A 20,420-nucleotide genomic window follows, 5' to 3' on the forward strand; every position below is an offset into this window, starting at 1 on the left:
TCGGATCTCTCCCGACTTATTGACGACGTCGCGCGTCAACTCTAACTTGCGTTCGGGGATAGCTCCGATGAATCCATCGGAGCCGTATCGCATCCCTGTGTCATGCGAGCCGCCAGGAGGCGTCATGCCCAGCCCGTCCAGCCCTCGGTCCAGCCGCCCCTCCAGACGTACCGTGCTCGCCACCGGCTCCGCGCTCGGCGGAACGCTGCTCGCGGGCGGCCTGCCCGCACCGGCCACGGCGGCGTCCGGCGCAACGACCTCCACAACGGCCTCCGGAGCCGCCCCGCACCCCGTCTCCGACCCCTGGCGTACCGTCCTCGACGACGCCGACCTGGTCTGGCAGCGGATGCCGAAGACCTGGTACGAGGGCCCGTTCCTGGGCAACGGCTTCCTCGGCTCCGGCATCTACGCCGAACCGGGCAGGGAGACCGAAGCCGTCCGCTTCAACGTGCAGCACTCCGAAGTCCAGGACCACCGCCCGGAGTTCGGCTCGCTCTTCGGGCTAGCCCGGCTACCGATCGGCCACTTCACCCTGGAACCGGTGGGCACGATCACCGGCCTGGACTGGCGCCTCGGCCTGCGCGACGCCGAACTGACCGGCACCCTCACCACCGACAAGGGCAAGCTCACGATCCGCGCCCTGGTGCACAACTCCCACTCCGTACTGGCCATCGAGGTGACACCGAGCGAGGGCGAGCGCGACTTCAAGTGGGTCTTCCATCCGGCGAAGGCGGTCAGCCCGCGCGCCGATTTCCGTCCGCTTCCGGAGGGATACGCGCCCAACCCGCCCGCCGAGACCGGGGAACACGACGGCATCTCCACCGCCGTACAACCCCTGCTGTCCGGCGGACAACACGTCACCGCGTGGCGGGAGCGCACCCGGGGCCGTACGCGAACGCTGTACGCCCATGTCGCGCACTCGTACCCCAAGTCGACGGCGCTCGGGCGAGCACTGGCCGCCGTCCGCAACGCGTTGCTCCTCTCGTACGACCTCCTGGCGGTGACGCATCGCGCCTGGTGGCGGGCCTTCTACCGCAAGAGTTTCCTCTCGCTGCCCGACGCGCGCATCCAGCGCTTCTACTGGATCCAGCTCTACAAGACGGCGTCGGCGGCCCGCCGAGACGCGCCCGTAATGGCGACATGCGGCCCCTGGGTCGAGTCCACGCCGTGGCCGGCGACCTGGTGGAACCTGAACGTGCAGTTGGAGTACTGGCTGATCCACGGTTCCAACCATCTCGAACTCGACGCGGTGACAAGGGCGTTGAGCGAGTTCCGCGACAACCTCACCGCCGAGATGGCACCCGCGTACCGTGCCGACTCCCTCGGCATCCCGCGCACCACCGACGCCTCGCTGGTCAACGGCGGCGCGACGGGCCCCGTACTCGGCTACGGCGTCGGCATCCCGGGCCAGGACCCGCCGACCCCCGAGGTAGGCAACCTCACCTGGGCCCTGCACAACGTCTGGCTCAGCTACCGCCACACCATGGACGAGTCGATCCTCCGAGACGTCCTCTACCCCCTCCTCCGCAAGGCGATCAACTACTACCTGCACTTCCTGGAGCCGGGCGCGGACGGCAAGTTGCACCTCCCGGCCACCTTCTCACCGGAGTACGGCGGCAACTCCAAGGACTGCAACTACGACCTGATGCTGCTCACATGGGGCTGTCGTACGCTCCTGGAGTCGGCCGAACTCCTCGGCATCGACGACGAGTTGGCGCCACGCTGGCGCGAGGTCCTGGCCCGGCGGGTGGCATACCCGACCGACGAGAACGGCTTCATGATCGGCGCGGACATCCCCTTCGCGAAGTCGCACCGCCACTACTCGCATCTGCTGGCGGTGTACCCGCTGTACGAACTGACGGGCAGTACTCCGACCGAAAAGGCCCTGATCGAGAGGTCGTTGGCCCACTGGGTCGGCTTCGAGGGAGCCCTCCAGGGCTACACCTTCACAGGCGCGGCCTCGATTTCGGCCCTCCTGGGCAAAGGCGAGGACGCACTCACCTACCTCGGCCAGCTGATGTCCCGCTTCATCCAGCCCAACACCATGTACAAGGAGAGCGGCCCGGTCATCGAAACCCCCCTGTCGGCCGCCCAGTCCCTGCACGACATGGTCTGCCAGTCCTGGGGCGGCATCATCCGCGTCTTCCCCGCCCTCCCCGCGGCCTGGTCGGACCTGACGGTCCACAACTTCCGCACCCAGGGCGCGTTTCTGCTCAGCGCGGTACGGGAGGACGGGGCGACGCGCTGGGTACGGCTGGTGAGCGAGGCGGGCGCGCCGTGCGTCGTACGGCACGGCATCGCGGGCCCCGTCGACGTACGGGACGCCCGCGGCCGCCCCCTGCGATACGACTCCGTCGACGACGGCACGATCCGCATCCCCCTACGCAAGGGCGACTCGGCACTGATCACCGCCAAGGGCGACCACCCGGACCTACGAATCGCTCCGGTCGAGCCGAACGAGGCGGCACCGCGATGGGGGCTACCGGCCTGATTGCCGACTGTGGGTTACCTCCGGCGGTGGGACAGGTGGGTTCGTTGTCGGCTGCGGCGCCGTTGTGGTTGCTCGCGCCCCGCGGCGGAGCCGCTAATGTCACAGCCCCGCGCCCCTTGGGTGCGTTGGGGGTCGGGGCCGCGTCGGGGGTGTCCGTCCTCGGACCGGCGCGCGTTGCTGTTGGCTGGTAGAGGGTGCCGGTGTTGGCGCGCCGGCCGCTGCGGGCGCACACCCCCGCCCCGTCCCCTTCCCGCCGTGGGCGGCCTCGGGGCTATGGGGGACCGGGCTTTCCCGGGCGCGGGCAGCCGCAGGTTTTTAGGGGCGCGGGGAACTGCGCGACCAGCCACAACGCACCCGCAGCCGCGACACGCAGTGTCACCCACCACCCCCTGCGGGGGTCTGGGGCGGAGTCCCAGTTTCGGGAAGGGGCGGGGCTGGGGGAAAGAAAACCTCCCCCACGCACCCACCCGCCAAGGCTCAGCGCCACCGCCCCCGCTTAACCTCCATCGCGGCCCGCCCCGCGGCCCCCCGCCGCTTCCACTCCTTCCGAAGCTCCGCCCGAGCCCGCGCATCCGTCTTCGCAACGATCCGCTGATTCTCACGCAACAGCCTCCGATAGCTGTCGAGACGACGCTCCGGCAGTACACCCGACTCCACGGCCTCCAACACCGCACACCCCGGCTCAGCCACATGCGCACAGTCCTGGAAACGACACTCCGCGGCAAGCTCCTCGATCTCCGAGAACACCTGCCCGACCCCACCCTCGGCATCGAAGAGCCCAACTCCCCGCAACCCAGGCGTATCGATGAGCACACCGCCACCTGGGAGCACGAGAAGGTTGCGGGTAGTGGTCGTATGCCGCCCCTTCCCGTCCACGTCACGCGTGGCGTGCACCGACATCACCTCTTCCCCGAGGAGGGCGTTGGCGAGGGTCGACTTACCGGCACCCGACTGCCCGAGCAGCACGGACGTACCCCCGGATACCACCGCGGCGAGGACATCGAGCCCGTCCCCCACGGTGGAACTGACCGGCAGCACAGCCACACCCGGCGCGGTGGTCTCCACGTCCCGCACCAAATGCGACAGCGTCGCACCGTCAGGCACGAGATCCGCCTTGGTCAGCACGACCAGCGGCTGCGCCCCCGACTCCCAGGCAAGCGCCAGAAACCGTTCGATCCGCCCGAGATCGAGCTCCACCGCCAACGACACCGCGACCACCGCGTAGTCGACGTTGGCGGCCAGGATCTGCCCTTCCGACCGCTTCGAGGAGGTCGAGCGCACGAAGGCGGTACGGCGCGGCAGATACGCCTGTACGTACCGGGGGTCGCCGCCGGCATCGACGACAGCCCAGTCCCCGGTGCAGATGACCCGCAGCGGATCGTTCGGCGTGACGAACTCGGTGTCGACCCGCACCAGCCCGTCGGCAGTGACCACATCGCACTGCCCACGATCAACCCGGACGACCCGTCCGGGCACCAGCCCCCGCTCGAAATACGGGGCGAATTCCGCAGCCCACGCGTCGTCCCAGCCATAGGACGCGAGCGGATGCGGAGAAAGAGAACCAGCAGACAAAGACAAGGGGTTGACCCTTCGAAGGGTGGCCCCGGGAGGATGTCAGCCGGTGGCCACAGAGGTGGACTTGATGAACTTCCGGATGCGGGCAGCGCCCATCACAGAGACAGCCATCGGTCACACCTCCCAACCAACCCAAGTCACCCGCGGCACCCTCAGGCCACCGCTCGAACAGCACCGACCATAGAGACACCTGAGCCACGCCGCCACCGAATTACGGCGGCCCATGAACGCCGGCCCATGGTGCGACGGAAGGGCGTCACGCCATGCCGTACAGCGCCTCCAGATCGACCAGTTGGATATCAGGGTCAGCCTGTGCGGCCGCGTAGGCCTTCTCGTTGAAGCCCGCGCCGCTGAGGCACATGAGTCGGGTGCCGGTGGTGTCGTAACGTCCGGCCTGGGCGATGAGGTCGCGGATGTGCTGGAGGCGCTCAATGTGGGCGATGCCCATGGTGTCATTCCACTTGGCCTCGCCGATCGCAAGGAGCGGTGGCCTGGAACCGTCGGCGATACCGATGACCGCCACATCCACTTCATGTCCGACACGGGCCTTGGGATCGTGCACCACGCCATGTCCCACCCGAGCCGGCAGACCGCCGAACAGCTCCGGGTCGGCGTGGTGCAGTGCCCAGTCGCGGCAGACCTGTTCGAAATGCGGCCCGAGGACGTTACTGGTGAAGCGGCGGCGGCTGGCCTGCCAGACCCGGGCCGCGCTGCCGGGGCGTTCCAGCTGGTCCCAGACCGGCCGCATGATGGCGTGATAGAAGCCGATCAGGGGTTCGGCGATGCGGTAGGTGGGGCGGTTCGCGCGGAAGGCGTCGGCATCCCGGTGCAACAGACCGGCGTCTTCAAGGACGTTGATGGGGTGAGCGATGTCGGTGGCCTTGCGCTCCAGGTACCCGGCCATACCCCCGCGGGTGGCGTTGCCGTCGGCGACCGCCGCCAGCACGGACAGGTACAGGGCGGTGTCCCGCAGGTCGGGCTCTTCCGCGAGCAGATAGCGGGCCTCGCGGAACAGGGGTGTCTCCGGGTTGAGGACGGTGCGTACGACCCAGTCGTCGAAGTCGTCGGCTCCGTCCGGGGTGTCGCCGCGGGCGAATTCCCGTCGATACGCAGGTGTGCCGCCCACGATGGCGTTGACCTGCAGAGCAAGTCGCGGGTCTGTGATGTTCCAGAATTCGGCGGCCAGGCGGTGGTCGAGAGGGCGGACGACCAACTCCAGCCCTGCCCGGCCTCGTAGGGGAGCATTGCCGGACAGCAGCCTGCCCATGAACGACAGCGCCGAGCCGCACAGCAGCAGCCGGGTACGGGAACCGCTGCGCTGGTCGCGCAGAGTCCGCAGCGCCTCCTGGATGATCGAAGGGAGCTCCGGATTCGCCTTGGCGAGGTACGGGAACTCGTCGATCACGACGGGCACGGGCCGCTCCACGCCCAGCGCGAGGAGCGCGTCGACGGCCTCGGCCCAGTCGGAGAAGTGGTACGGACTGGCAGGGCGCACATGCGCGGTGAGCGCGGCGCTGATTCGCCGCAAGGACTCGGCATCGGTGGCTTCGGTCGCCCCGAAGTAGAACCCGCCCGCGGCACGGCAGGCCGCGTCGAGCAGGAAGGTCTTGCCCTGTCGGCGCCGCCCGGAGACCACCCCGAGCGTCGCGCCCGGCTGGTCATCCTCGATGAAACGCGTCAGCGCCGACCATTCGTAGTCGCGGTCGAACATCTCGACGGGCTTATCCATGCCTCTCCGACCCACGCCTCTCCGACGGCAGCAGAATATAGAACTACACCTCTATAAACTGTACCCCTATGTCAGGCCCAACCGCGCAGCGTGACCCTGAAGCTCCGTCCGTATGCGTGGTGGGTGTCGAAGTCCAACCGGGTTCCAGCGTGGGTCGCGCGCACGCGTACCCCGTCGTCCGAGGTGACCTCTCGCAGGGGTCGGCCGGGGAGGAGGACAGTGACCGTGTCGCGGTGCATGGTCGGGTCGGACACGGCGACGGTGGTCAGGCCTCGGCGCTCACGCCGCACGATCACCGAGGCGGGGCCGTCGATGCGCATACGCATTCCTGGGGCCTCGTGGTGGCCGGGTGTGAAGCTGTTGGCGGCTGTCAGGCCGAGGCCGGTGTGGGTGATGGCCTGTAGACGTGAGGTGTTCGCCAGAATCTTCAGCCGCCCGTCGTGCAGGTACGAACGCAGGCCGGTCTCCGCCGCGTTCGGCACCAACACGTAGGCCAGGCGGGCCGGTTCAGCTCCGGGAGCCTGCTCGACCGTCACACCGAGCACCGTGCGGGTCACGGCGGTGTCCGGGTTCGCGGTGCGGACCACCCGGCGGCTGCGAGTGACCCTGTCCAGGGCGACCCGCACCGGCGGGGTGTCGAGGAAGACATAGCCGACGGCGGTCTGCTGCGTGGCGTTGGCGTAGCGCAGCCAGCGCAGGTCGCCGGTGCCCGGGCCGGTCCAGGGGCGGCCGTCGCGGCGCATTCCGGTGACGGAGAGCTGATCACCCGGTGCGGCGGTGCGGGCGTCGACCGTCGTGGTCACGGCCCGCCCGGCGCTGTCGCCGACTCCGGCCGCGAGCACCACGATCTCCTCGTCGAGCAGGAACCACGACTTGGTCGCCGTCGCGTTGCGGTAGACCACGAAGTCGTCCGGCAGCAGCCCCGCCTCCTTGTCGCGGAAGGCGACATCATCCGACTGCACCATCCCGGCCGCGCCGTACGCCCCGAGGACAGCGCCGCCGGAGTACCGGTTGGTGCCGCGCGGGAAGTACACGTACTTGTTCTGCGACTCGGACGACGAGGTGAAGTTGAGCGGGTGGCCGGGGTTGTCGTAGTACGGCTTTCCGTACAGCTCGGGGATGGTGTGCCGCCGCTCGACCGGCGCGGTGACACCCGCGAGGCCGTACGGCGAGACCGTGGTGAAGTAGTCGACGCCGTACGCCTGGGTCTGGTCCTGTCCGGAGAGGTAGAGGTAGTACGCGCCGTCGCCCTGGAACCAGGGCATGAGGTTCTCGCCGTTCATGTACTCGTACTTGGAGATCCGGTCGGAGCTGCGGGCGAGCGCGAAGGCGTACCCCGGTCTGCGGTGCACGGTCCTGTCCATGGCGTTGAAGGCGACGCTGCGCGAGGCGGGGCTGAGATCCGCGGGCTCGATGGTGGCGTCGCCGATGATGTCGGTGTAACGCACGATGCTGACCGGGGAGACGAAGGCGGCCGTGTCGAGGGGGGCGCGCGAGGTCGAGCGGATGTACTTGACGTAGCTCTTGAGAGCGGTGGCATCGGCGTCGGTCGCGAGCGAGGCGAGATCGACGACGGCCTCGACGACCACCGCGACATCGGTGTAGCCGGTGTCCGTCCGCGAGACCGCCCTCCCCTTGACGATCTCCATCATCCAGCCCTCGAAGATCAGCGGCGCGAAGCCGTTCTGCACCCAGCCGTGCACGGTCGGCACCAGCTCCTCGCCGTGCGCGAAACCCGTGCCGTCGAGGATCTTGAGGGCCTGGACGACACGGGTCAGCAGGGCCTTGCCGTACGAGCCGGTGTAGGCGACGGAGGAGTGCTGGATGAACGACCCGTCGGCGTAATGGCCGTCCGTGACACCGTGGTTGAGGTGGTACGGGTCGATGGTGACGAAGACCGTCAGCTGGTCGGTGAGTGCCTTGCGGATGCGCCCGTCGTCGCCGAGGAGCGCGCCCTGCAGGATCCGGTTGGTGGTGATGTCGGCGAGGTTGGCGCCGGTGTGGAAGCGCGAGTCGAGGTTCACGTCTCCGTCGACGCCGTTGCGGAGGTAGGCGTCCATCGAGGTGACGTAGGTGCGGATGAGGTCGGGGCGGTACGCCTGCACCTCGTCGGAGAGTAAGGCCAGGGTCTTGCTGATGTGCTGGGAGAGGCCGATCTCCCAGTGGTGCCAGTTGCCGTAGTAGCCCTTGGACTGGTCGCCGTAGTAGCGCTCGTGCAGCCAGCCGAGGCCGTCGATCACCCGGCGCTGGACGGCGGTGTTCCCGTACAGGTCGGAGGCTGGGGCGCCCGGTGTGCGGGTGGCGAGGGCGATCTCGTACAGCCGCCGGAACGCGGTGTTGAGGTTGGCCTCGTCGGTGCCGAGCACCAGACCGGCGAACAGCTCGCCCGCGCCCGCCGCATCCATCGACGCCAGATTCGTCCGCGCGGCGGTGTCGATGGCGGCGAGCTTGGCGGCCGTCTCCGGCCGGGCGTTGGACTCGGCGGTCCCGGCGAACACCGCCACGGTGTTGGCCAGGAGACGTGCACTGCCCACGTCCACCTCCGCCCCGCTCGCCGGCTCCGAGGGGATCACGGCCACCAGACCGGCGGCTGAGAGGGCGGACAACAGCCGTCTTCGGGTGATCTCCATCGTTGTCCTCCGCCACTGCGTTGGCGTCCTGACGTGGCGGAGTCAAGCGGACACGACAGCCGACGGCAAGTGGTCCCGCGTCCGGCGCGCCGTTCGTCCGTACAGGACGAGTGCCCGGGCCAGGCAGCCCAGCGCGATCGTCGACAGCACCGCTCGTACGATGTTCCAGGCCACCCACGGATCCTCGAACTCCTCCCGCACCGCGGCCGGATCGGCGATCCTCGCCGGATCACCGGCGTCGACGAGGTCGGTGTTGAGCGGGATGTTCACCATGACGGTGAACAGGAACGCGAGAGCGTACGCGACGAGGGCGGCCCACACCCACCCGCGCAGCCTCTCGAAAGAGCGCAGCTGCCAGGCGGAGATTCCCGCGAGGATCAGCGCGCCGATGAAGCTCAGGAAGAACACCGGGTTCTGGATGACATCGTCGATGTTCTGCATGACCTCGACATAGACGCGGTCGTCGCTGCGGGCCAGCGCCGGCATCACGGCGCAGGCGAAAATGTAGAACGTCCCAGCGATCAGACCCATGGCGACCGTAGCCGCGACCAGCACACTTCCGGCGGTCGTACGCCGCCCGTCGTTGTTCTGTGTCATGGCTACGAGTCAACCGACGCCCCGTCGCGGACAACATGGCCAGGACGCGCAGCCGCATAAGCGGCCGTCCAGGCCCGCCCAGGGGCCAGCGGGCCCGGCCTCAGTCGGGCGCGAGCCGTTAGTCGTTCAGCTCGCGTCCGTGCAGGCGTGCCCGTTCAGCGTGACGTCGAACGACGCCGAGTTCTCGCCCTCCCAGGACGCGAGGAAGCCGACCGAGCTTGATGATCCGCTGGCAGTCGCGGAACTTCCGGCCCGACGCGCCAGTCATCCCTGTCGGCCCTGGGACCGGCCCACGCCGGGGCGCCACTGGTTTTCGGACCGGCGCCAGGCCCATTCCCCACCGTCATCGGCAGGCTTTGACGACCTTGATGTTGGTGACTTCCACCAGCGGGACCACCACGGGCTCATGGCGTCCCGGGCTCTTCAACCGGAGCTTGCCGCCGTCGCCGTAACTCAGGGTTCCGCAACTGGGACCGCCCGGGTGGCTGATCTCGAGGTACGTCGGCTTCTCCTTGGACGGAGCGGCGGGTGCCCACCAGGTGGCGACGATGCCCGCGAGCAGGAGGGCCAGCGCGACAGCGACCAGGTACTGAGCGCGCCGGACCCGGGCGGCCGCCGCGTGCGCCAAGGCGACCCGGTACGCGGCGACCGAGCCATACCGATCGTGCACGGCACTCAGCGTGGTCGCCCGAGGACGTGTGCCCGCCTGTGCGGCGAGCGCCTGCCACAGCCCGACGATCGCGGCGAGCAGCCCGCCGCCGATGAGCACGGTGACGGCCACCCGCCATCCCACGGGCAGGGCGGCGGTGGTGTCCCGTCCCTTGATCACCACTCCGGTGGTGACGAGGGCGATGAAGGCGGACAGCCCGTTGCGCCACGCCTCGGCGCTGGCGCGTACGGCGTCCAGGGATGCCGCCGACAGGGCCGCGAAGGCGTCGCGTTCGGCGAGGTCGAAGGCCGAGGGCCCGCTGGCCGGCCGCCTCGGCCGGAACCCGCTCATGGCGTGCCACCCGCATCGGCCGTGGCGTCCTCGGCCACCAGCTCCACCCGGAAGCTGACCCCGCACCCGGTCGTACCCTCCGGCGCACCGGCGTGCGCGTGGCCGCAGCCGCAGGTGACGTCCACGACCACCACGGCCGGGTGCAGCGCCGCGGCTTCCCGGTCCGCACGGCCGCGGACCGGGCTGAAGTCACCGACGGCCATGGGGACCTGACGGTCGTCCAGCAGTCCCTCGCAGCGGGGGCAGTTGCCCCAGACCCGGGTGGTCAGGACGCCCTCGACGACGCTGACGTCGGCGCGCAGAAGGTTCTGCTCCAGCAGGTCGTAGGCGCGGTGGGTCCACCGGAAGTCCGAAGTCGCTTCCCATGGTTCGCTGGTCGTGTGCTCGGGTGCCGGCATACTGGGCGCTCGTTCCCTTCTGCCTCGCCGTCCTACGGGCGCGGCCGGTGCACCAATAAAGTGGTGTGGTGCTTGACCGCCTCATCACATCGCTTCTCGACCGCGTGGCGCAATTCCACGAACACGGCGACCCCGACGTCCTGTTCGAGGCGACGGCCGTGGCCGAGGCGCGCGAACTGCGGGCGCTGATGATCCGGGACGACGGGCCGGGCCGGAGGTCCGTTTCCCTGACGGCGCTCGACGCACTCGCCGAGTTCTTTCTGACCCGTGATCGGGCCGCCGGCTCCGACGACGACGATTACGCCGACCTCGGCGAGGGATGGAGGCTTCTCCTCCTGCGTTCCCAGGTGCGTCCCGAGGGCATACCGGCCGATTTCCCGGCTGCCTTCGCCTCCCTCCAGGAGCACGCCCGCAGGGCGAGCGCCGAGGCGCAGCGGTTGATGCACGAGTTCGAGCGGACCGAGAACGCCGGGACGTTGGACGAGGCCGTGCTCAACTACCGCCGGGCGCTGAATCTGTCCATCGCCGGTGACGACGTACCCGGGCTGCCCATGGCCCAGTTGTCCATGGCCCTGTTACGCCGCTTCCAGCTCAAGGGAGAGGCCGCCGACCTGGACGAGGCGATCACGTTACGCGAGGCCTCGATCGCGTCCACAGCCCCGGACCATCCCGAACTGGCCCGCCGCCTCGTCCTGTTGTCGATCATGCTGTCGGAGCGCCACGACAGCTCTGGGGAGCGCCCGGACCTGGAGCGGGCGGTGTCCTTGGGCAGGGAGGCGGTCGAGGCGACACCACCGGACAGCCATGCACGCGCGCGCCGTCTGGGGCATCTGGCGACGATTCTGCATCGCCGCTACGAGTACTCGAACGCCCTGGAGGATCTGGAGGAGGCCGTCGACCACGCACGTGAGGCCGTCGAAGCGGCCCGGCCGGACGACCCCGACCTCCTGAAGTACGTGGTGGGTCTGACGAAGCGGCAACGCGCCCGCTACGACCGGCTGCGTGATCCGGCCGATCTGGATGCGCCGGTCGAGCGGCTGGACTCCCTGCTCACCACGGCGCCGGCGGAGGCACGTACGCGGATACGGACCGAACTCGCGACAGCCCTGTTCTTCCGGCACGAACGGACGGGTGACCTCGCGGATCTGCGGCGTCTGATCGACCTGGAGCGTCAGGCTCTGGACGCGACCTCCGAGAACGATCCCGACAGAGGCCGCAGGCTGGTCAACCTCTCCGTCTCCCTCCGCGTTCGCCACGAACGGCTCGGCTCCTCGGACGACCTGGAGGAGGCCATTCGGCTCGGCACCCGGGCGGTGACCGTCCAGGAGGACAGCGGGTTCGCCCTGTCCAGTCTGGGGCTGGCCTTCCTGCTGCGGTACCGCCGCACCTTCGAGGCGGCGGACCTGGACCGTGCGATCCGCCTGGCGACCAGGGCGGTCGACTCGTTCCCCGCCGTATCCCCCCACGCCGACCGCGCCATGGCCATGGCACACCTGTCCGAGGCACTGCAGACGCGGCTGCGGCGGGACTTCGATCCGGCGGATCTCGACGAGGTGATCAGGTGGCGGCGGGAGGCGGCGACGACGGTCCCGCGGAGCCATCCGGACGTCGGGAACTACCTCTCCATGCTCAGTCAGGTTCTGCTCAGCCGTTTCCGGTATGCGGGATCCGCCGAGGATCTCGCGGAGGCGATCCGTACCGCGGAGGAGGCCGTGGACGTCACCTCCCGCACGCATCCCTCGTACGCCATGTTCGTCGGCTGTCTCGCGGAGGCGCTCACCACCGGGGACGAGGTCGGCCCCGGCGCCCTGGACCGCGCCGTGTCCCTGGCCCGGGACGCCGTGGCCGCCGTGCGCGGCAACGACAACTCCCTGCCCAGGGCCTGGAATCGGCTCGGCCAGATGCTCCGCCTGCGCCACGAACACCGAGGTGGCCACGCCGATCTGCGTGAGGCCGTACAGTGCTGGCGCCGGGCGGCCGATCTGCCGATCGCCACGGTCGCGGACCGTACGGTGTCCTGCGTCTCCTGGGGTTCGGCGGCCGTCGAGCTCCAGGACCACGCCCTGGCAGCGGAGGGATACGGCCGGGCAGTGCGGCTGCTGCCCGAGCTGGCCTGGCACGGGCTGCCCAGGCCGACCCGCGAGATCCACCTGGCCGAGTGGTCAGGGCTGGCGCCGGTGGCCGCGACCTGCCACATCCTCGCCGGTGCCCCGCAACGTGCGGTGGAGGTGCTCGAACAGGGCCGGACAGTCATCCAGAACCAGTTGCTGCACCTGCGCGGCGACGTGTCGGACCTCATGCGGCGGGAGCCCGAATTGGCGGCCGCGCTGCTGCGGGTGCGCGAGCGGCTGGATGCGGGGCGGCCCGCCACCGCCGATCCTGCGGAAATGCCCCGCGGCGAGAGCCTGCTGTCCCCGCTGGGCCGGGAGCGTCTGGCGCGGGAACGGGCCGATCTGTGCCGGGAGTGGGACGACCTGGTCGCCCGGGCGCGCTCACTGCAGGGCTTCGAGCACTTCCTCGCCCCTGTGCCGTACGCGGAGTTGAGCGAGGCGGCCGAGGAGGGGCCGGTCGTCGTGGTCAATGTGAGCGTGCTCGCCTGTCACGCCCTGGTGATCCGCCACGCCCGCGCACCGGTCGAGGTCGTCGACCTGCCGGACGTGTCCCACGACGACCTCGTACGGCAGGTACGGGCGTTCCTCGACGTGCACGCCGCGCGCCGGCAGCCGGACCGCTCCTTTCTGCGCCGGGAGGCCGACCGGCATGCGATGCACGACCTGCTGGGCCTGCTGTGGGAACGGATCGCCGAGCCGGTGCTGGACCGTCTCGGTCTGGACGGCCGCCCCGGCACACGGCTGCCGCGCCTGTGGTGGTGTCCGACCGGGCCGCTCACGCTCCTGCCCCTGCACGCGGCCGGCCGGTATCCGCGCCACCGCACCTCGCCGGGCGCGGCGGGTGCGGACGGCGCCGGCTCCGTGCCCGGACGAGTCGTCTCCTCCAGCGTTCCGACGCTCACGGCGTTGCGCCGCGCCCGGCAGCGCGAGGCGGACAGCGCCTCCTTCCGGGGCCTGCTGGTCGTCGGTATGCCTAAGACACCTGGTGAGCCGCCGCTGCCGGGGGTGGAACGCGAGTACCGGGAGTTGCGGGCCCGTTTCCCGGAGGGCACGCCCGTGGGCGGGCTTCTCGGGGCCGAAGCGACGCGGGAGGCCGTACGGCAGGCACTGCACGACACCTCCTGGGCGCACTTCGCCTGTCACGCCGAACAGGACGTCCAGGATCCCGGGCAGAGTGCGTTCGTCCTGCACGACGACAGGCTCACGGCCGCACAGCTTCTCGAACTCGATCTGCCGCGGGCCGAACTGGCGTACCTGTCCGCCTGTGAGACGGCCACCGGCGCGGTCGGCCTGCCCGACGAGGTCATGCATCTGGCCTCGACGATGCAGTTGGCCGGGTACCGGCACGTCATCGCCACGATGTGGGGCATCCATGACGGCTCGGCACCGGAGGTGGCCGCTCGGGTCTACGCCGCGCTGACCCGTACCGGCCTGCCGGACGCCACCGAGGCCGCACGGGCCCTGCACGCCGCGGTGTCCTCGCACCGCGCCGACGACCCGACGGACCCTCTGCGGTGGGCGGCCTACCTGCACGTCGGACCGTGACCGCCGGTCCGGCGGGCCACCCTCGTGATCAGCCCTGCGTGCAGGCGTGCCCGTTCAGCGTGACGTCGTACGGCGCCGAGTTCTCGCCCTCCCACGAGGCGAGGAAGCCGACCGTGAGCTTGCCGCCGGCGGGTACGTGCTTGTTGTAGTCGGCGGCGGTGGCGGTCACCCGGGAGCCGTCCTGGTCGGCCTTGCCGTCCCACATCTGGGTGATGCGCTGGCCGTCGCGGAACTTCCAGCCGACGCGCCAATCGTCGAGAGCCTTGGTGGTGGTGACGATGACGTTGGCCTGGAAGCCGTCCGGCCACTGGTTGACCAGGTCGTAACCGGCCTTGCAGTACGGGGACTTCGTGGGCTCGGGGTCGGATTCGTGGGAGTCCGTCGCCTCGCCCTGGGGCTTCTGGCCAGGCTGTTTGTCGCCACCCTCGTCGTTCTCGTCGTTCTGGTCATCCTTGTCGCCGTCGGAGCCCGCCCCCGAATCCGAGGGGTCGGAGTCCGAGGGCTCCGGCGCGGGGGACGCGGTGGCGGGCGGCAGGGCGTTCGGCGGGGGCACCTGGTCACCCACCGGCTCCCGGTCCGAGGCCGACTCGTCCTGTGCTACGGGGTCGCTGTCGGAGTCGGAGTTGAAGGCCCCGAGCGAGACCACGAGCGCGAGCAGGGACACGATGACGGCCGCGACGAGCAGCCCGGCGCGCCCGATCCGGGCCTTGCTCTCCTCGGCATCCGGCGGCGGCGCCACCTCGTCCGGGTCGGTGCTCGACCGGCTGAGCCCGGACTCCACGGCTCTGCGCCGCCGTTCCAGATACGCGAGTCCGCCCCAGCCGAGCACACCGCCCGCGAGCGCCGCGGGCACCCCGCCGCCGGTCGGCCGCAGACAGGCGGCGGCCTCCGCGCACCGCACGCATCGCGCGAGGTGACGGGAAAGGTCCTCGGGGGTGTCGGCACCGGGTGAGCGGGTGACCGCGTCGAGGAGCCGGGCGTACCTGCGGCACTCCGCGTCGAGCGGGGTGTCGAGGTGGTTGCGGTGGCAGCGGTCGCGGAACACGCGGCGCACCTGCTCGAGTTCCTCGGCGGCGCCCTCCGGATCGAGGCCGAGCCGGCCGGCCACGGCGGGCAGCGGTATCGCCTCGACCTCGGCCAGCCACAGCAGTGCCGCGTCCGCCTCCTGCATGTCCCTGAGCGCGCGCAACGCGAGCGGCCGTTGCAACGGCGGTCCCGAATAGCGCTCCGACTTCTCGGAGTTGAGCCACAGCCGCAGTTCCGGATCGAGGCGGTCGCCCTGGCCTCGCGACTCCCAGCGGGCAGCCGTTTTGCGTACGGAGGTCAGTAACAGCGGTATTCGCGGCAGCCGGGGCGTCCGCGACCGGCGCCCGAAGCTCTTGCCGCCGCTGTCCTCGGAGGCGCGCACCTCACGTATGCCATGGGAGAACGCCTCGGAGGCAAGCTGTCGGGCACCGGAGGAACCGGCGGTGCACAGGTCGGCGTACGACAGCACCGCGTCCCAGCACTCCGAGAACAGGGTGGCCTCGGCCGCGTCTTCAGGGGTCGGCAGGTCAGGCATGGGCGGGGACTTCACCTGCATCCGAAAAAGAGGGGAGTCAACTCACCAGGGCAATACGGCAGTTGAGCGGGGACAACTCAAGGGGGGTCAGAGTTTTTCACGCGACCCGCACAACTGACAAGCGTCACATGCATATGCAGCCGCCACTGCTCCCTCAACAGCTCACTCCAACCCCGTCCCCACCAGCGCAAACTCCCGTTCCTCGGCCCACACCGGGCCACTCACCCTCAGACCGCCGGCGCCTCCTCGTTGGCCGGCAGACTGTCCATGAACGAGCTCACCGAGAAGACCGCGTTACCCGGCCCGGGCGGCCCGTATCCGGGCGGCGAGGACAGCCCGAAGTCGTCCATGGTCGAGCGGTACGCCTCGAGCAGCCGGATGTGGTACTCCAGCGGCGCACCCTGCGGATTGGCCTTGCCCAGCGGTGTCGTCACCTCGGGGCACCAGGTGGTGAACCGGGGTGTGATGCCGTGCGACATGAAGAAGCGCAGGCCTTCGGTCGTCGAGGCAATCGCCTCGTCCACCGTCGTGAAGCCGAAGGGCTCGGCCATCTCCACGCCCGCCACGAAGTTGGGGATGACATTGCGCGCGCCGAAGACCTCGGCCGAGTCCAGGATGCGCTTGTGCCACTCGTCGCGGCCGACGTAGCGCTCCTTGCCGGGGCAGTACATCTTGAACAGGTACTCGTCCCACACCTCGTAGTTGGGGTGGTAGATCTGCACGCCGTAGTCCTTGAAGCGCTGTACGTCGTCGCGCGGCAGCGCCTGGGCCACCACCTTGCCGATCCACCGGCCGGGGAAACGTTCCTCGATGGCCTTGGCGTAGTGCCCGTAGAAGTCGGCCTCGTCCCGTCCGGCGACCGTCTTGGTGATCGCGCCTCCGGTGAGCGTGTAGGCGGTGGACGCCTTGGCGGTGTCGTACCGGTCGATGATCTCGAGGGCTTCGAGGACCTCCTCGACGTCCTTGACACCGGTGTACGGGCGCCCCGCGGCCTTGTGCTGGCGCCAGTTGTGGTTGATGTCGCAGTACTGGCACTCCTCCTTGGCGCCGAAGTACTGGCAGACCCGGAAGACGGTGAGGTAGATGAGGTAGCCCCACTGGATCGTCGGGGCCACCTCCATCACGGACTTCCCACTCGCGAGCGTGTGCCGGTAGTACTCGGGCATCGGCGGCACCCCGACATCCGAGATCCGCTTCCCGTCGAGATAGAGCCCGAGCACACCGTCCTCACCCGCGGCCACCCGGTAGGGCGAGGACGGATTGACGCGTACGGAGACGACGGTGCGCCGCAGGTCGTACGGGCCGCCGGTGAGGATGATCTCCTCGGGCGGCCGCCGGAGCGCGGCCTCGCCAAGCTCCGGCAAGGTGCCGTGGTCGAAGGAGAAGATGAAGTACGACTTCGGCTTGACCTCGCCGCCCTCGTTGTCGCTGAGGGCCGACGCGTCGAAAGCGACCCCACCCCTGAGCAGGTCCTCCTTGAAGACGGCCTCCCGCGGTACGTGCGGGAACCGTTCCATCAGATCCTCGACCAGCGCGGTGCGGCTGCCCATCCCGTAACTCCTCGCTCCCGGCGACGGTTGTGCTCCACTCCTCACGGTATGCCCCCGGCTGGACGGGATCGGTGCCGGGTCCCTCAGACGTCGCAGCCGGGGTCGGGCGCGTCGACGGACAGCGGTGCGCCTTCGGGCAGCAGGTAGGTCACGTACAGGACGACGGGCTCGGTGCCCAAGTTGCGGCCGATGTGGACATGGTGAGGTCCGGCGGGCTCGACGAAGGACTTCCCGGCCGTGGTGGTCTCCACCGAGCAGTCGTGCATCGTGCGGGTGAGCGTCCCGGACTGGACGACGGCGATCAGCTCGCCCTGGTGATAGTGCCAGCCGGTGGAACCGCCCGGCTCGACCGTGATCGTGCGGACCACCACGTCGGTGCGCCCACGCGTCTTGATCTTCAGACCGTCGTCGGACGTCCCCTTGGCGAGGATGGTTCCGCTGACCCCGCTGCCGGGTGTCGCGAGCGCCGTCGAGGGCACCAGCCCAACCGCCGCGACACACGCGCCGACGGCCACCGCCCTCCGGATCCGCCCTCTGAGCCCGCTACGTACACCGCTGACCGCCATCGCTGCTCCATCCCGCCCGGTAACTCCGGGCATGTGTGACAACACATCGAAGAGTGCGGAAAGAACCTCTCATGGCGGTGGATCAGCCGACCACCGAAATCCAACTCCCGTACGACAGAGGCGATATGGGACCGCAGTACTCCGGCATACGGACACGCCCGAGGGGACCGCGATGCCACGGTCAGGAAGGAGGCGGCAGCTCGCCGGAACCGCGCCGGACGAGAACGCTGGGCAGCGTCACGGTGCGTGGACTCGCCGTCGGGTTGGCGATCCGTTCGATGGCCAGGAGGGCGGCCTGCCTGCCGAGTTCCGCCGGGTCGCGGGTGATTGCCGAAATACCCAGTCCCGCAGACAAATCGTTCTCGTCGAGCGCGACGAAGGCGATGTCGTCGCGATGGTTGACGATGCGGTCCAGCAGGACTCCGCTGCTGATACCGAGGTTGAGCGCGAGCAGGGCGGTCGGCGGCTCAGGCATCTCCATCACCCTGGTGATCGCCGCGCTGACCTCTTGCGGACTGGTGAGGTCCGTGACGACGAGTTCCGGTTGCTCGGGGAGGCCGTGCCGGGCGAGCGCGGCACGGTAGCCCGCGAGCCGCTGGGCGGCGCGGAAGGAGTCGGCCCGGCCGGCCAGGGCTGCGATCCGCCGGTGCCCGAGGTTCAGGAGCTGGTCGGCAGCTTCCTCCACCGCCTGGTCGTCCCTGGTCATCACGACGTCCACGTCGAGGCCGTTGGCCGGGCGGCCGACCAGCACAACCGGTGTGCCATAGGTGTACTCGGGGCGCAGGAAATCGCGGTCGTCGCCGTCGGGCATCATGAGCAGGGCGCTGACCCTGCGGTCGATCATGATCCTGGCGAGCTCGGGCTCGCGAGCGGGGTCGTCATCCGTCGAGCCGATGAGCAACTGCAGGCCCGCTCGGCGCAGTTCGGCTTCCGCGCCTGCCGCGACCCACGCCTGGAAGACGTTGGTGAATCCGGCCGTGACGAGTCCGACGACGCCCGAGGGGCCGCGGTACCGCAGGTCCCGGGCCATGGGGTTGGGCGAGTAGCCGAGCCGGCGCACGGCTTCCATGACCCGCTCCCTCGTTGCGGGCTTCACCACGTCCGGCTCCTGGAGGGTGCGGCTGACCGTCGCTGTGCTCACCCCGGCGGCTCGCGCCACCTCGGTCACGGTGACCCGCTGACGACCACTACTACTCAACGTAACTCTCCGATGTCGTGACGTAACTCTCTCATTGCTGCCATCTCCTGGATTGTAATCGTTGACATTGCCTCATTCCGGGGAGCACACTCCCCTGCAACGCCGATGTAAACGATGACATTCGGAAGGGAGCCGGATATGCGTACTTCGTCGCGGGCCTGTGCGATGGCGGCGGCGATCGCCGTGGTGGCCGCCGTCGCGGGCTGTCAGGACAGCGAGAGCGCCAACTCCAACCCCAAGGTGCTGACCTACTGGGCTTCGCAGCAGTCTCCGAGCGTCGAGCGGGACAAGGAGATCCTCAAGCCGGAGCTGCGCAAGTTCACCGAGCGCACGGGTATTCGCGTAGACCTGGAAGTGATCCCTTTCACGGACCTGCTCAACCGCATTCTGACCGCCACGACCAGCGGGAAGGGCCCGGACGTGATCAATCTGGGCAACAGCTGGTCCCCGTCCCTGCAGGCCACCGGTGCGCTCGTCGAGTGGAACCCCGCCCAGATGGCCAAGATAGGCGGCGAGGACCGGTTCACCCCGGTGTCGCTGCAGACCGGCGGAGCCGAAGGGACGACGCCGGTCTCTGTTCCGCTCTACAGCAAGGTCTACCAGCTGTACTACAGCAAGAAGCTCTTCGAGCAGGCCGGCATCACGAAGCCGCCCACCACCTGGAAGGACTTCACCGCCACCGCGAAGAAGCTGACCAAGGACACCGACAACGACGGGCGCACCGACCAGTGGGGCCTCGGCGTGCGGGGCCAGGCCAGCACCATCGCCGTGCACTACGCCTACATCCTCGGCTCGGCCCGCGGCGCGGAGTACTTCAGCGGCAGCAAGCCCACGTTCGACTCGGACGCTGCCGTCGAAGGCATCGAGCAGTACCTCTCCTGGATGGGCAAGGACAAGATCGTCAACCCGTCCGACGCCGAGAACGCGGACTGGGCCGATGTCTACGAGGCCTTCGCCGAGGACCGTATCGGAATGATGCTGGTCCAGACCCTGGGACGGACCTTGCAGGACTACGACCTGACCGCGGAGGACTACGGAGTCGCTCCCATGCCCGTCAGCACCGAGCCGGGCAGCCAGGACGTGGCCTCCTTCCTCGGCGGCACCAACGCGGCCATCCTGAAGTCGACCGACAACATGGACGGGGCGACCGAACTGATCAAGTTCCTCACCAGCCCCCAGGAGCAGGTCACGCTCAACGCCGCGTACGGGACGATTCCCCCGGTGAAGGACGCCGAGGGCAAGGAGTTCGAGACGGCCGAGGCGAAAATCGCCCGGCAGACCATGGCGTCCCGTGCCATTCCCCTGCCCAGAGTGCCGCAGGAGACGCAGTTCGAAACGCTGATCGGCAACGACGTCGTCAACTGGCTCGCGGACACGGCCACCGGCAAGCAGCCCACCGCCCAGCAGATCAGCTCCGCCCTGAGCGACGCATCGGCCAAGGTCAGCACAGGTGGATGAGTCGGGAACCG

13 protein-coding genes are annotated in these 20,420 nt (G+C 69.4%); 3 read left to right on the forward strand and 10 right to left on the reverse strand.

From position 1 onward, the window contains the following. Window positions 1-124: 124 nt before the first annotated feature. Window positions 125-2,491, forward strand: a complete 2,367-nt coding sequence (locus tag ACQEVY_RS09790; RefSeq protein ID WP_432946883.1) for a glycosyl hydrolase family 95 catalytic domain-containing protein — start codon at window positions 125-127, stop codon at window positions 2,489-2,491. 477 nt (window positions 2,492-2,968) lie between these two features. Here ACQEVY_RS09790 and rsgA read toward each other — a convergent pair whose 3' ends face one another. The 6 genes from rsgA to ACQEVY_RS09820 all read right to left on the reverse strand — a co-directional run bounded on the left by rsgA (window position 2,969) and on the right by ACQEVY_RS09820 (window position 10,420). Then, entirely contained in the window at window positions 2,969-4,069 is a 1,101-nt protein-coding gene (gene rsgA, locus ACQEVY_RS09795; RefSeq protein ID WP_432946885.1) for a ribosome small subunit-dependent GTPase A, read from the reverse strand. Window positions 4,070-4,322: 253 nt separating this feature from the next. Further along, window positions 4,323-5,795, reverse strand: coding sequence for an AAA family ATPase (locus ACQEVY_RS09800; RefSeq protein ID WP_432946887.1), 1,473 nt, complete (start codon window positions 5,793-5,795; stop codon window positions 4,323-4,325). Between the two features lie 71 nt (window positions 5,796-5,866). Beyond that, the gene (locus ACQEVY_RS09805; RefSeq protein WP_432946889.1) at window positions 5,867-8,425 is read right to left on the reverse strand and encodes a polysaccharide lyase family 8 super-sandwich domain-containing protein; all 2,559 of its coding nucleotides are present in this window, start codon (window positions 8,423-8,425) and stop codon (window positions 5,867-5,869) included. Window positions 8,426-8,467: 42 nt separating this feature from the next. Further along, window positions 8,468-9,022 carry a DUF1772 domain-containing protein gene (locus tag ACQEVY_RS09810; protein ID WP_432946891.1) on the reverse strand — a complete coding sequence of 185 codons (555 nt, stop codon included), beginning with the start codon at window positions 9,020-9,022 and terminating at the stop codon, window positions 8,468-8,470. Window positions 9,023-9,365: 343 nt separating this feature from the next. After that, window positions 9,366-10,022, reverse strand: a complete 657-nt coding sequence (locus ACQEVY_RS09815) for a hypothetical protein (RefSeq protein ID WP_432946893.1) — start codon at window positions 10,020-10,022, stop codon at window positions 9,366-9,368. Then, window positions 10,019-10,420 carry a hypothetical protein gene (locus ACQEVY_RS09820; protein ID WP_432946895.1) on the reverse strand — a complete coding sequence of 134 codons (402 nt, stop codon included), beginning with the start codon at window positions 10,418-10,420 and terminating at the stop codon, window positions 10,019-10,021. The genes ACQEVY_RS09815 and ACQEVY_RS09820 overlap by 4 nt, the downstream gene beginning before the upstream one ends. 68 nt (window positions 10,421-10,488) lie before the next feature. Here ACQEVY_RS09820 and ACQEVY_RS09825 point away from each other — a divergent pair, with 68 nt between their 5' ends. Next, on the forward strand, window positions 10,489-14,076 hold the full coding sequence (locus tag ACQEVY_RS09825) for a CHAT domain-containing protein (RefSeq protein WP_432946897.1): 3,588 nt from the start codon (window positions 10,489-10,491) through the stop codon (window positions 14,074-14,076). Window positions 14,077-14,104: 28 nt separating this feature from the next. On the opposite strand, the gene ACQEVY_RS09830 is transcribed toward ACQEVY_RS09825, so the two are convergent. From ACQEVY_RS09830 to ACQEVY_RS09845, 4 genes are all read right to left on the reverse strand, one after another. Further along, window positions 14,105-15,637, reverse strand: coding sequence for a cellulose binding domain-containing protein (locus ACQEVY_RS09830; protein WP_432946899.1), 1,533 nt, complete (start codon window positions 15,635-15,637; stop codon window positions 14,105-14,107). Between the two features lie 227 nt (window positions 15,638-15,864). Continuing rightward, the gene (locus tag ACQEVY_RS09835; RefSeq protein ID WP_432946901.1) at window positions 15,865-17,187 is read right to left on the reverse strand and encodes a radical SAM protein; all 1,323 of its coding nucleotides are present in this window, start codon (window positions 17,185-17,187) and stop codon (window positions 15,865-15,867) included. Between the two features lie 83 nt (window positions 17,188-17,270). Then, entirely contained in the window at window positions 17,271-17,753 is a 483-nt protein-coding gene (locus ACQEVY_RS09840) for a cupin domain-containing protein (protein ID WP_432946903.1), read from the reverse strand. Window positions 17,754-17,934: 181 nt separating this feature from the next. Then, window positions 17,935-18,921 carry a LacI family DNA-binding transcriptional regulator gene (locus ACQEVY_RS09845; protein ID WP_432946905.1) on the reverse strand — a complete coding sequence of 329 codons (987 nt, stop codon included), beginning with the start codon at window positions 18,919-18,921 and terminating at the stop codon, window positions 17,935-17,937. A gap of 168 nt (window positions 18,922-19,089) precedes the next feature. On the opposite strand from ACQEVY_RS09845, the gene ACQEVY_RS09850 reads away from it, so the two are divergent. Next, window positions 19,090-20,409, forward strand: a complete 1,320-nt coding sequence (locus tag ACQEVY_RS09850; RefSeq protein ID WP_432946907.1) for an extracellular solute-binding protein — start codon at window positions 19,090-19,092, stop codon at window positions 20,407-20,409. Window positions 20,410-20,420 lie beyond the last annotated feature (11 nt).

It is taken from the genome of Streptomyces sp. CA-288835 (genome assembly GCF_050936385.1).
Lineage (GTDB): Bacteria > Actinomycetota > Actinomycetes > Streptomycetales > Streptomycetaceae > Streptomyces.